Source organism: Micromonospora phytophila (genome assembly GCF_023656545.1).
Classification (GTDB): domain Bacteria; phylum Actinomycetota; class Actinomycetes; order Mycobacteriales; family Micromonosporaceae; genus Micromonospora; species Micromonospora phytophila.
In genome coordinates this window covers 1-12,866 of the sequence record NZ_JAMOKF010000135.1, presented here as the reverse complement: position 1 = coordinate 12,866, position 12,866 = coordinate 1, and the positions used below count along the sequence as shown (strand labels likewise).

The following is a 12,866-nucleotide window of genomic DNA, read 5'->3' as shown; positions in this document are numbered from 1 at the left end:
CCCGACGCGTCCCCCGGGCGGCCCGCCGAGGAGCGGCTGCCCGGAGGCTTCATCGCCGAGGTGGTCCGCGTCGGCGACACGGTACGGCGTACCCCTCCGGCCGACCTCGACTTCGTCGCCGCGCTGCTGCGACACCTGGAGCGGGTGGGGGCGGACCTGGCGCCCCGGCACCTCGGCGTCGACGAGCGGGGCCGGCAGGTGCTCAGCCACCTCGACGGCCGGGTGCCCTGGCGGGACCGGGAGGACCCGGCGTTCAGCGCCGACCCGGCGCTGACCCGGCTGGCCGCGCTGATCCGGCGGCTGCACGACGCCTGCGCCGGCACCGCGCTGGCCGGGGACGCCGAGACGGTCTGCCACCGCGACCTGTCGCCGAAGAACACGGTGTACCGCGACTCCCCCGCCGGGCCGCTGCCGGCGGCGTTCCTCGACTGGGATTTGGCCGGGCCGGGCCGGCGCGTCGAGGACGTCGCCTTCGCCGCCTGGCACTGGGCGCGGCTGGGCCCGGACGCGGACCCGGTGGAGCTGGGCCGGCGCTGCCGGCTGCTCTGCGACGCCTACGACGCTGCCGTCCCCGATCCCGGCCCCGACCATGGTCCCGACCCGGCCGCCCCGGAGGACCTCCTCCGCGAAGTCCTCGGCGGCCAGGACCGGACCGAGCGGTCCGCCGCCCCCGACCGGAACGAACGGCCCGCCCTGGACCGGGCAGAGCTGGTGGACGTCATGCTGACCCAGCTCGACGGCACCTGGCGGGGCATCGCCGCCGGGGCCGATGCCGGCGATCCCGGGATGGTCCGGCTCCGGGCGGCGGGGGTCCCGCCGATGATCCGCGGCTGGCACGACTGGCTGGCCGCCCACCGCCGCAGGGTCGAGGCCGCGCTGGCCGGACCGGTCAACCGGGCGGGGTGACCAGCCCGGCCTCGTAGGCGGCGATGACGAGGTGCACCCGGTCCCGCGCCCCGAGCTTGGTGAACAGCCGGGCCACGTGCGCCTTGGCGGTGGCCACGCTGATCACGAGCTGGGCCGCGATCTCGCCGTTGGACAGGCCCCGGCCGACGAGGGTGAGCACCTCGCGTTCCCGGTCGGTGACCCCGGGCAGGAGCCGGGGGCGCACGGCGGGCGCGGGCCGGCGGGCGAACTCGGCGATCAGGCGGCGGGTGACCCCGGGGGCGATCAGCGCGTCCCCCGCGGCGACCACCCGGATCGCCGCGAGGATGTCGTCGAGGGCCATGTCCTTGACCAGGAAGCCGCTCGCGCCGGCCCGCAGCGCGGCGTGCACGTGCTCGTCGTCGTCGAAGGTGGTGAGCACGAGGACGCGGGCCGGGCCGCCCTGCGCGGTGATCGCGCGGGTGGCCTGGATGCCGTCGGTGCCGGGCATCCGCAGGTCCATCAGGACCACGTCCGGCGCCACGTCGCGGGCCAGCCGCACCGCCTCGGCGCCGGTGCCGGCCTCGCCGACGACGTCGATGTCGGGGGCGTCGGCGATGAGCACCCGCAGGCCCGCGCGGACCAGCGGCTGGTCGTCCACGAGCAGCACCCGGACGGTCACCGGTCCACCCCCGGCACCGGCAGCCGGGCGGCCACCCGGAAGCCGCCCTCGGGGCGCGGTCCGGCGCGGAACTGGCCGCCGAGCAGGGCGACCCGTTCCCGCATCCCGACGATGCCGTGCCCCGCGCCCCCGACCGGACCGCCCCGGCCGTCGTCGACGACCTCCACGGCCACCTCGTCGGGCCGGTGTTCCACGGTGACCTGGCACGCGTGGGTGCCGGCGTGCCGGACCACGTTGGTGAGCGCCTCCTGCACGATCCGGTACGCGGCGAGGTCGACGTCGGCCGGCACCGGCCGTGGCTGCCCGCGCCGCCGCACCTCCACCCGCACCCCGGCGTCCGCCCCGGCGGCGACCAGCCGGTCCAGGTCGTCCAGGCCGGGCAGCGGATCGAGCGGGGCCGACTCCGACTCCGGGCGGCGCAGCGCGCCGAGCGTCCGCCGGAGCCCGGCCAGGGTGTCCCGGCTGGTCGCCTCGATGGTCGCCAGCGCGTTGCGGGCCTGGACCGGCTGGGTGTCGATGACCCGGGCGCCCACCCCGGCCTGGATGGCGATCACGCCGATGCTGTGCGCGACCAGGTCGTGCAGCTCGCGGGCGATGCGCAGCCGCTCGGCGGTGACCGCCTCGACGGCGGCGTGCGACCGGAGGGCATCGGCGTAGCGGCGTCGCGCCCGGACCGAGTTGCCGACCGTCCAGGCGGTGGCGACGGCCAGCACGGAGAGCGTGGCGCGGCTGATCGGGTTTTCGGCCGAGTTGAGGAAGCTCGCGGCGACCTGCACCACGAGCACCACCCCGGCCGTGGGCGCCGACAGCCGGCGGGGCCGGGTCGCGGCGAGCACCCCCACCGCCACGTCGACTGCGAGGAACTGCAGGTGGAAGACGTCGTTCAGGTATCCGGGGTCACCGCCGTGCACGGTCCCGCTGGCCAGGGTCGCCCCGGCGAGCATCAGGCCGAGGGCGGTCAGCGGCCGGCGCGGCAGCAGGGCGGCGGGCAGGGCCACGACCAGCGCCGGCACCGTGTACCGCAGGGGGATCCACCAGTCGCCGAAGCCCAGGCCGTCGCCGCTCGTGGCGACCTGCGAGGCGTAGACCCAGAGCAGCGGCAGGACCGCCACGCCCGCCCAGGCCAGGACCGCCCGCACGACGGGCAGGGCGGCGCGCGGCCGGGGCACGGTGGCGTCCATCGGCCCACCGTAGCCAGCGCGACGCCGCCCGGGCATCGGCCCACGGGCGTACCCCCCGGGGCGGGTGGGCGGCCCCGCGTTGTGGCCGCCGGGGCGACGACCCACGGTCGGCGGCCCGGCAGCGTGGGGCAGGTGATCGAACTGACCGCCCTGACGAAACGGTACGGCCGCACGACGGCCGTCGACGACCTCACCCTCACCGTGCGGCCCGGCCACGTGACCGGGTTCCTCGGCCCCAACGGCGCCGGCAAGTCCACCACGCTCCGGATGATCCTCGGCCTCACGACACCGACCGGCGGCACCGCCACGGTCGACGGGGTGCGGTTCGCCGACCGGCCCCGGGGGCTGCGCTACGCCGGCGCGCTGCTCGACGCCGGCGATGTGCACGGCGGGCGCAGCGCCCGGGCCCACCTGGCGGCCCTGGCGCGGAGCAACGGCATCGCCGGCGCCCGCGTCGAGGAGGTGCTGCGGGAGGTGGGCCTGGCCGCCGCCGCCCGGCGCCGGATCGGCGGGTTCTCACTGGGCATGCGGCAACGGCTCGGCATCGCCGCCGCGCTGCTCGGCGATCCGCCGGTGCTGCTCTTCGACGAGCCGTTCAACGGGCTGGACCCGGAGGGGGTGCGCTGGGTGCGTGGCCTGTTCCGGCGGCTCGCCGGCGAGGGGCGCACCGTCTTTGTCTCCAGCCACCTGATGAGCGAGATGGAGCACTGCGCCGACCGGCTCGTGGTGATCGGCCGCGGCCGGCTGATCGCCGAGCAGAGCCTCGCCGATCTCGCCGCCCGAAGCACCCGCACCAGCGTGGTGGTCCGTACGCCCGACCCCGCCGGGCTGGCCGCCGTGCTGACCGCCGAGGGGGCCGCCGTACGGCCGGAGGACGACGGGTCGCTCGCCGTGACCGGCCTGACCGCCGCCCGGGTCGGCGACCTGGCCTTCGCCCACCGGATTCCGCTGCACGAGCTGACCGCCCGCACCGCCTCGCTGGAGGAGGCCTTCATGGAACTGACCGCCGCCAGCGTCGAGTACCTCGCCGGGGAGGCCCGATGACCGCCGGACTGCTTCGCCGACCGTCCGCCCCGCAGGTCCCGGCCCGGTTCCGGGACCTGCTCGCCGCCGAGTGGATCAAGCTGTGGTCGCTCCGGTCGACCTGGGGTTCCCTCGCGCTGATCCTGCTCTCGACGGTGGGACTCAGCGTCCACGCCACCCTCGCCACCTACGCGGACTGGGCGAGGTGGTCCGCGGAGCAGCGGGCCCTGCTGAACCCGCTCTGGGACGCCTTCCCGCAGCAGGCGCAGATGTTCGTGGTGCTCGCCGCCGGCAGCGTCGGCGCGATCGCGGTCGGTGGCGAGTACGCCACCGGCCTGCTCCGGACCACCTTCGCCGCCGTGCCCGCCCGGCGGGCGGTGACCGGCGCGAAGATCATCGTGGTGGCCGGGGTGATGACCGTCCTCGGTCTGCTGGGTGCGGCGACGGCGTTCGGCGTGTCCCAGGCGATCCTCTCCGCACGGCACGCCGGCATGTCGGTCGGCGAGCCCGGGGCGCTGCGCGGGATCCTCGCCTCGGGACTGCTCGTGCCGGTCTGCGCGCTCGCCGGCATGGGGTTCGCGGCCCTGGTCCGGCACACCGCGCCCGCCATCGTCGCCGCCGCGGCGGCGCTGCTCCTGCTGCCGACCGCCGTGGACGAGGACGAACGGTGGACGGCGCTGCTCCGCCACGCGATGCCGGTGCCCGCCTGGCAGCGCCTGATCGAGATCTCCGAGCCCCCGCCCTGGATCACCATCGCCCACCCGGCGACGATCTCCGGCGCCTGGACCACGTACGCCGCCTGGGCCGCGATCTCCGCCCTGGTCACCGTCCTGGCGGTCCACCGCCGCGACCCCTGACCCCGCCCCGCCCGGGGCGGGGACCGGGATCCGCGCACCGTCACGGAAAGAGTGGCCATCCCGCCCGGGGAGGCCACTCTTTCCGGGAAAGTGCGCCCTCCCCGGGCGCGGCGCTCCAGTGCGGAGGGCGGCGGCGGGACGGGGTGCGGGTGGGTCAGGCGACGACCGACACCATCCGGCCCTTGACCACGATGACCTTGCGGGGCTCCTTGCCGGCCAGGGACGACGCGACCGCCTCCAGGGCCGCCGCGCGGACGGTCTCCTCGGCCGCGTCGGCGGGCACCTCGATCCGGCCGCGGACCTTGCCGTTGATCTGCACCGGGTAGGTCACCGTCTCGGCCACCAGCAGCGCCGGGTCGGCGGTCGGGAAGTCGGCGTACGCCAGGGAGCCTTCGTGGCCCAGGTGGCGCCACAGCTCCTCGGCCACGTGCGGAGCGAACGGCGCCAGCATCAGCACCAGCGGCTCGGCCACCTCACGCGGGGTCTCCGACAGCCGGGTCACCGCGTTGGTCAGCTCGATCAGCTTGGCGATCGCGGTGTTGAACCGGATCTGCTCCATGTCGCCGCGGACCCCGTCGACCACCTTGTGCAGCAGCCGCCGGGTCGCGGAGTCGGCGGGGGCGTCGGTGACCCGCAGCGCGCCGGTCTGCTCGTCGACGATCGTCCGCCAGACCCGCTGCAGGAACCGGTACGACCCGACCACCGCCCGGGTCTCCCACGGGCGGGACACCTCCAGCGGGCCCATCGACATCTCGTAGACCCGGAACGTGTCCGCGCCGTACGCCGCGCACATGTCGTCCGGCGTCACGACGTTCTTCAGCGACTTGCCCATCTTGCCGTACTCGCGGACGACCTGGGTGTCGCCCAGGTAGAAGCCGCCCTCGCGCTCGGTCACCTCGTCGGCCGGCACGTACGCGCCACGGGCGTCGGTGTAGGCGTACGCCTGGATCATGCCCTGGTTGAACAGCTTGCGGAACGGCTCGATCGACGAGACGTGACCCAGGTCGTACAGCACCTTGTGCCAGAAGCGGGCGTACAGCAGGTGCAGCACGGCGTGCTCGGCGCCGCCGACGTACAGGTCGGTGCCGCCGGAGTCGCCCTCGCCGCGCGGGCCCATCCAGTAGCGCTCGTTCTCCGCGTCGACGAAGCGCTCGGAGTTGGTCGGGTCCAGGTAGCGCAGCTCGTACCAGCAGGAGCCGGCCCACTGCGGCATCACGTTGGTCTCCCGGGTGTAGCGCTTCGGCCCGTCGCCCAGGTCCAGCTCCACCTCGACCCAGTCGCGCCGGCGCGACAGCGGGGTCTCCGGGTTGCTGTCGGCGTCGTCGGCGTCGAACGTCTTCGGCGAGAAGTCGTCCACCTCGGGCAGCTCGACCGGCAGCATCTCCTCCGGCAGCGCGATCGCGGCGCCGGTGGAGTCGTACACGATCGGGAACGGCTCGCCCCAGTAGCGCTGCCGGGAGAACAGCCAGTCGCGCAGCCGGTAGGTCACCGCGCCCGCGCCGTGCCCGTTGGCCTCCAGCCACTCGATGATCGCCGCCTTGGCGTCGACGACCCCCAGGCCGTTCAGGTCCAGGCCGCGCTCGGGCGCGGCGCTGTTGATCGCCGGGCCGTCCCCGGTGTACGCCTTGCCGTCGAAGCCCTCCGACGGCTGCACGGTCCGCACGATCGGCAGCTCGAAGATCTCGGCGAACGCCCAGTCCCGCTCGTCCTGGCCCGGCACCGCCATGATCGCGCCGGTGCCGTAGCCGGCCAGCACGTAGTCGGCGATGAAGATCGGGATCTGCCCGCCGGTGACCGGGTTGGTGGCGTACGCGCCGACGAAGACGCCGGTCTTCTCCTTCGTCTCGGCCTGCCGCTCCACGTCGGTCTTGGCCGCCGCCGCCTTGCGGTAGGCCTCGACCGCCGCGCGCGGGCTGGCGTGCCCGCCGGTCCACGCGTCGCGGGTCCCCTCGGGCCAGGCCGCCGGCAGCAGGGCGTCGACCAGCTCGTGCTCGGGGGCCAGCACCATGTAGGTGGCGCCGAAGATGGTGTCCGGCCGGGTGGTGAAGACCCTGATGCGGGCCTCGTCCGCGGCACCGGAACCCGTGGCCGAGACCCGGAAGTCGATGTGCGCACCGACCGACCGGCCGATCCAGTTGCGCTGCATCAGCTTGATCGGCTCCGGCCAGTCCAGGGTGTCCAGGTCGTCCAGCAGCCGGTCGCCGTACGCGGTGATCCGCATCATCCACTGCTTCAGGTTGCGCTTGAAGACCGGGAAGTTGCCCCGCTCGGAGCGGCCGTCGGCGGTGACCTCCTCGTTGGCCAGCACGGTGCCCAGCCCCGGGCACCAGTTCACCGGGGCCTGCGAGACGTACGCCAGCCGGTGGTCGTCGACGACCTGCCGGCGCTCCGCCACGGTCAGCTCGGCCCAGGGGCGGCCGCCCGGGGTGGGGCGGTTGCCGCCCTCGAACTCGGCGATCAGCTCGGCGACCGGACGGGCCTTGCCGGCGTCCGGGTCGTACCAGGAGTTGAAGATCTGCAGGAAGATCCACTGGGTCCAGCGGTAGAAGTCGGTGTCGATGGTGGCCACCGAGCGGCGCTCGTCGTGGGCCAGGCCCAGCCGGCGCAGCTGGGCCTTGTAGCGCTCGATGTTCGCCACGGTGGTGGTCCGCGGGTGGGTGCCGGTCTGCACCGCGTACTGCTCGGCGGGCAGGCCGAACGCGTCGAAGCCCATCGCGTGCAGCACGTTGCGCCCGGCCATCCGCTGGTAGCGGGCGAAGCAGTCGGTGCCGATGTAGCCCAGCGGGTGGCCGACGTGCAGGCCGGCGCCCGACGGGTACGGGAACATGTCCAGCACGTACAGCTTCTCCGCGCCGGCGCGGGGGTGGCCGGGGTCGGCCAGCGGGCCGGTCGGGTTCGGGGCGTGGAAGGTGCCCTCCCGCGCCCAGATGTCCTGCCAGCGGTTCTCGATCTCGTCGGCCAGGGCCGCGGTGTACCGGAACGGGGGAATGTCGGTCGCCGCTGCGGCTGCCTCACTCATGGCGTCTCCTCGCTTCGCTCGTCGCCGCCGGCCTGCCACGGCCGGACTGGATGCTGACCTCGCTCGGCGCGGTCATGTCGGTATGGATCGGGGCCTGCTCTGGTGTCGGCGCCGCGCCGGCTGGCCCGGGCGCCGGTGCCGACCGCCGGGATCCACCGGCGGCGGGCACAAAAAAGCCCCTCACGCAGGAGGGGCCGCCGTGCTGTCGCGCGTCAGCGCATCAGCACGGCCCGGTAAGAAGCAGGAAGACTCCGGCCATGCCCGGGAGTGTACCCCGCCGACCGGTCGCGCACGTCGCCCGTTGCCACCGCTCGGGACGCGCGGTGCGCGCCGTCGTCCGCCGGGGCCGCCCCGAGCGCCCTTTGTGATCATGACGGGCACCGACAGCGACCGTCACATCCCCCGACCTGACGAATATTCGGGGCGTAACCGACCGTCTACCTGCGGGGGTCGGCGACAGCGAGAAACATGGTTAGCCTGAGAGACCAGTGAGATTTCTGCGGCAGACGAGGCTCGACGTCGCGAACCCAACGGCGGGTCCAGCTGCTCTATACAGAGCTGCCGTCCGGCGACGAGGAGGAGGCCCGTGACACAACAGACCTGGGACGAGGTGGGCGGCCGGCTGCCGCACGACGAGTTCCGCGCCGCCAGCGAAGCCATCGTCACGAACATCGAGCAGGTCATCGAGGGCAAGACCGCCACCGTGCGGCTCGCCCTGGCCGTCCTGCTCGCCGAGGGCCACCTCCTCATCGAGGACGTCCCCGGGGTCGGCAAGACCAAGCTCGCCAAGGCGCTGGCCCGCTCGATCGACTGCTCCGTGCGCCGCATCCAGTTCACCCCCGATCTGCTGCCCAGCGACGTGACCGGGGTCAGCGTCTACAACCAGGAGACGCACGACTTCGAGTTCCGCCCCGGCGCGGTCTTCGCCAACCTGGTGGTCGGCGACGAGATCAACCGTGCCTCGCCGAAGACCCAGTCGGCGCTGTTGGAGTGCATGGAGGAGCGGCAGGTCACCGTCGACGGTGTCACCTACCAGCTCCAGACGCCGTTCATGGTGATCGCCACCCAGAACCCGATCGAGATGGAGGGCACCTACCCGCTGCCCGAGGCGCAGCGCGACCGGTTCACCGCCCGCATCGCGATGGGCTACCCGGACCCGAGCGCCGAGCTGGCCATGCTCGACGGGCACGGCGCCACCGACCCGCTGGACGAGCTGCGGCCGGTCTCCGACGCCAACACCGTCCGCCAGCTGATCTCCCACGTCCGGCAGGTGCACGTCGCCGACGCCGTCAAGCAGTACGCGATCGACCTGGTCACCGCCACCCGCGAGGCGCCGGACCTGCGCCTCGGCGCCTCCCCCCGGGCCACCCTGCAGCTGCTGCGCACCGCCCGCGCGGTGGCCGCCCTGGAGGGGCGCGACTACGTCCTCCCCGACGACCTCCAGGTGCTCGCGGTGCCGGTGCTGGCCCACCGGATCATCCCGACCGCCGACGCCCAGCTGGCCCGGCGCACCACCGACGCGATCGTCGCCGAGCTGGTGCACCGCCTGCCGCTGCCGCACGACCGCCAACGCTCCCCCTACGACACCCGGCCCGCCGCCGGCAACGGGCGCGCGCCGTACGAGCCGCGGAGGCCGTGACGTGCGCGACGGGCTGCGAGGGCTGACCACCCGCGGCCGCTCGTTCCTGGCGGCCGCGGTCGCCGCGGGGATCTCGGCCGGCATCCTCGGCGAGAAGGACCTGCTCCGGGTGGCGCTGCTGCTGGCCATCCTGCCGCTGCTCGCCGCGGCCTACGTCGGGCGCAGCCGCTACAAGCTGGCCTGCAACCGGTCACTGGACCCGCACCGGGTGCCGGTCGGGGCCAGTTCCCGGGTGGTGCTGCGGCTGCAGAACCTGTCCCGGCTGCCCACCGGCACCCTGCTGCTGGAGGACCGGCTGCCGTACGCGCTGGGCAGCCGGCCCCGGGTGGTGCTGGAACGGCTCGGCGCGCACCAGGCCAGCTCGGTGGCGTACACGGTCCGGGCGGACGTGCGCGGCCGCTACGAGGTGGGCCCGCTGGTGGTCCGGATGACCGACCCGTTCGGGTTGTGCGAGCTGAGCCGCGCCTTCCCGAGCACCGACAACCTGACCGTGATCCCCCAGGTCACCCCGCTGCCCGCGGTGCGCCTGCCCGGGGAGTACGCCGGCAGCGGCGACAGCCGGGCCCGCTCGGTGGCGGTGCACGGCGAGGACGACGCCGCCACCCGGGAGTACCGCCGGGGCGACGACCTGCGCCGGGTGCACTGGAAGTCGACCGCGCGCACCGGCGAGCTGATGGTGCGCCGGGAGGAGCAGCCCTGGGAGAGCCGGGCCACCGTCGTGCTGGACACCCGCGCGTACGGCCACCGGGGTGACGGGCCGACGGCGTCCTTCGAATGGGCGGTCTCCGCCGCCGCGAGCATCGCGGTGCACCTGCGGCAGGCCGGCTACAAGCTGCGCCTCGTCACCGGCTCCGGGGTGGACGTCGACGCCTCCGAGGCGGCCGGCGACGGGTTGCTCCTCGACCACCTCGCCCAGGTCCGGCTCGACAAGCACGTCGAGGTGACCACGCTGGTGCAGCGGGTCCGGCAGCGGGCCGACGGTGGTCTGATCATCGGCCTGTTCGGATCGGTGAGCACCGCCGAGGCCGAGCTGCTGGCCGGGCTGCGGGGCAACGGCGCCACCTGCGTCGGTTTCCTGCTGGACAGCTCCACCTGGCTCACCCTGCCCACCAAGGCGCGGGCCGAGGCCGACCACGCCCACGGCACCGCCGCGCTGGCCCTGCTGCAGAGCGGCTGGCGGGTGATCGGGGTCGACCACGGCGCCCGGTTGCCGATGCTGTGGCCGCAGGCGGGGCGCGGATCGCAGGGCTTCGCCGTGCGGGCGGCCCTGGCGGAGACGGTGGCCGGCGGTATGCGATGAACGGAAGGCTCCCCTCATGATCGCCCACCGGAACCTCGGTTTCGTGGCGGCGGCCGCGACGCTGCTCGCCGCGGCGCCGCTGTCGGCCATCTTCGACCGCTGGACCTGGCTGATCCAGGCGACGATCGCGGTCGCCGTGGTCACCGCCGTGGCCGCGTTCGCCCGGCTTGGCCGGGTTCCACTGTGGGGCCAGGTGATCGCCATGCTGGCCGGCCTGACCCTCGCCCTGACCTGGCTCTTCCCGAGCGGCAGCGAGCTGCTCGCCGTCCTGCCCGGCCCGGCCACCTTCGGGCACTTCGCCGACCTGCTCGCCGCCTCGGTGCAGGACATGCGCTCCTACGGCGTCAAGGTGCCCGACACCGACCCGCTGCTGTTCGTCACGGTGCTCGGCATCGGCGGGGTCGGCGTGTTGGTCGACGTGCTCGCCGTCGGCCTGCGCCGCCCGGCGCTGGCCGGCCTGCCGATGCTGGCCATCTACTCGGTGCCGGTGGCGGTCTACGTGGACAGCGTCCCGGCGGTGCCGTTCATGGTCGGCGCCGCCGGCTACCTCTGGCTGCTGGTGACCGACAACGTCGACCGGGTTCGCCGGTTCGGGCGGCGGTTCACCGGCGACGGCCGGGACGTCGACGTCTGGGAGGCCTCTCCCCTGGCCGCCGCCGGCCGGCGGCTGGCGGCGGTGGGTGTCGCGCTGGCCGTGGTGCTGCCGCTGGGCGTGCCGGGGATGACCGGCGGGCTGCTCGACACCGTCGGCGGCGGCCCGGGCAACGGCACCGGACGTCCCGGCCAGGGCGGCTCACCCGGGCGCATCGACCTGTTCGCCGCGCTCAGCGGGCAGCTCAACCAGTCCCAGGTCGCGGACCTGGTCAAGGTCACCACCAACGAGCCGCAGCCGTTCTACCTGCGCTTCGGGGTCGCCGACGAGCTCCGGTCGGACGGCTTCCGGGTGCGCAACCCCAACGGGCGGCCGGTCAACCGGGACCTGCCGGACCCGTCCGAACGGGCCCGGCAGGGGGTCGAGCAGACCACGTACCAGGCCACGGTGGAGGTGACGAAGAACCTCACCATGCCGCTGCTGCCGGTCTACGCCGAACCGGTGCGCACCGAGGACCTGAACGGCAACTGGTTCTACGACCCGAGCCTGCAGGTCGTCTTCTCCAACCGGGAGAACTCCCGCGACAAGCGCTACTCGTTCGAGTACGTGCGCTCCACGTACACCCCGGCGGCCCTGCGGCAGACGCAGCCGCTCCCGTCCGACCACACGCTGCGGCGGCAGCAGACCGCCACGCCCGCCGTTCCCCAGGTGGAGGAGCTGGTCCGCACGCTGGTGCGGGGCAAGCGCACCGAGTACGACAAGGTCCGCGCGATCTACGACTACTTCTCCTCGGAGAACGGGTTCAGCTACCAGCTCAGCACCAAGGGCGGCACCAGCGGCCAGGACATCGTCGACTTCCTCACCAACAAGGTCGGCTTCTGCCAGCAGTACGCCGCCGCCATGGCGTGGCTGGTCCGGGCCGCCGGCATCCCCGCCCGGGTGGCGTTCGGCTTCAGCAACGGCAGCAACTCCGGCGGTGGCCAGTACACGCTGACCAACCGCAATCTGCACGCCTGGACCGAGGTCTACTTCGACGAGATCGGCTGGGTGCCGTTCGACGCCACCCCGGCCTACGGCGTGCAGGGCTCCACCCGGTCGGCGTGGGCCCCGGACACCGACGCCCCGGAGGAGACCGCGCCGGAGCCGGGCACGGCGAACACCCCGGCGCCGACCGACCCGTCGGCCGGCCCGCAGGGCCCGGACGGGCCGGAGGAGGACGCCGACTCCGGCCTGGCCGTCGGTTCCGACACGCCGACCGAGCAGGCACCGATGTGGCCGTGGTGGGCGGCCGGCGCGGCGCTGCTCCTGCTGGTCCTGCTCGCCCTGCCGGCCCTGCGCCGGATGGCCCTGCGCCGGCGGCGCGGCGGCGCGGCGGCGGCGGCCCCGGCCGCCTCCGCGGTGGACCCGACGGAGCCCGGCGACGCCCCCGCCGGGCAGCGCATGGTGGTCCTGGCGGACGCCGATCGGGCCCGGGCGGACGCCCACGCCGCCTGGGACGAACTGGTCGACACGCTGGTGGACTACCGGGTGCCGGTGGACCGGACGGAGACGCCACGCGCGACCGCCGAACGGCTGTCCCGCGAGGCGCTCACCGCCGACGCCGAGGCGACCACGGCGGTACGGCTGCTCGGCCGCGCCGAGGAACGCGCCCGCTACGCGCGGGACCCGCTCACCGGGGAGCAACTGCTGCCGGCCCTACGCTCGGTACG

Annotated in this window: 9 protein-coding genes; 6 read left to right on the top strand and 3 right to left on the bottom strand. The window is 74.5% G+C overall.

What is annotated here, in order from left to right; translation table 11 throughout:
• A partial coding sequence (locus tag NCC78_RS17210; RefSeq protein ID WP_250795615.1) for a phosphotransferase occupies positions 1–906 on the top strand: 906 nt, incomplete at its 5' end.
• Here NCC78_RS17210 and NCC78_RS17205 read toward each other — a convergent pair.
• Both NCC78_RS17205 and NCC78_RS17200 read right to left on the bottom strand, forming a co-directional pair.
• A complete protein-coding gene (locus NCC78_RS17205; protein WP_250795614.1) occupies positions 890–1,546 on the bottom strand; it encodes a response regulator in 657 nt (218 codons plus the stop codon). The two genes, NCC78_RS17210 and NCC78_RS17205, sit on opposite strands and share 17 nt — an antisense overlap.
• Positions 1,543–2,727 (bottom strand): sensor histidine kinase, encoded by a 1,185-nt coding sequence (locus NCC78_RS17200; RefSeq protein WP_250795613.1) that lies wholly within the window; start codon positions 2,725–2,727, stop codon positions 1,543–1,545. The genes NCC78_RS17205 and NCC78_RS17200 overlap by 4 nt, the downstream gene beginning before the upstream one ends.
• Before the next feature lie 132 nt (positions 2,728–2,859).
• Here NCC78_RS17200 and NCC78_RS17195 point away from each other — a divergent pair, with 132 nt between their 5' ends.
• Entirely contained in the window at positions 2,860–3,771 is a 912-nt protein-coding gene (locus NCC78_RS17195; protein ID WP_372495148.1) for an ABC transporter ATP-binding protein, read from the top strand.
• Positions 3,768–4,607 carry an ABC transporter permease gene (locus NCC78_RS17190; protein ID WP_250795610.1) on the top strand — a complete coding sequence of 280 codons (840 nt, stop codon included), beginning with the start codon at positions 3,768–3,770 and terminating at the stop codon, positions 4,605–4,607. The genes NCC78_RS17195 and NCC78_RS17190 overlap by 4 nt, the downstream gene beginning before the upstream one ends.
• A 154-nt stretch (positions 4,608–4,761) precedes the next feature.
• Here the strand turns inward: NCC78_RS17190 and leuS are convergent, their stop codons facing one another.
• Complete coding sequence (gene leuS / locus NCC78_RS17185) at positions 4,762–7,626, bottom strand: leucine--tRNA ligase (protein WP_250795609.1); 2,865 nt, start codon at positions 7,624–7,626, stop codon at positions 4,762–4,764.
• Between the two features lie 586 nt (positions 7,627–8,212).
• Between leuS and NCC78_RS17180 the strand changes: the two genes are divergently transcribed.
• The 3 genes from NCC78_RS17180 to NCC78_RS17170 form a co-directional block, all read left to right on the top strand.
• On the top strand, positions 8,213–9,265 hold the full coding sequence (locus NCC78_RS17180; protein ID WP_250795608.1) for an AAA family ATPase: 1,053 nt from the start codon (positions 8,213–8,215) through the stop codon (positions 9,263–9,265).
• Position 9,266: 1 nt separating this feature from the next.
• On the top strand, positions 9,267–10,565 hold the full coding sequence (locus NCC78_RS17175) for a DUF58 domain-containing protein (protein WP_250795607.1): 1,299 nt from the start codon (positions 9,267–9,269) through the stop codon (positions 10,563–10,565).
• A 16-nt stretch (positions 10,566–10,581) separates the two neighbouring features.
• Positions 10,582–12,866, top strand: a 2,285-nt coding sequence (locus NCC78_RS17170; RefSeq protein ID WP_250795606.1) for a transglutaminase TgpA family protein, incomplete at its 3' end; no start/stop codon positions are given.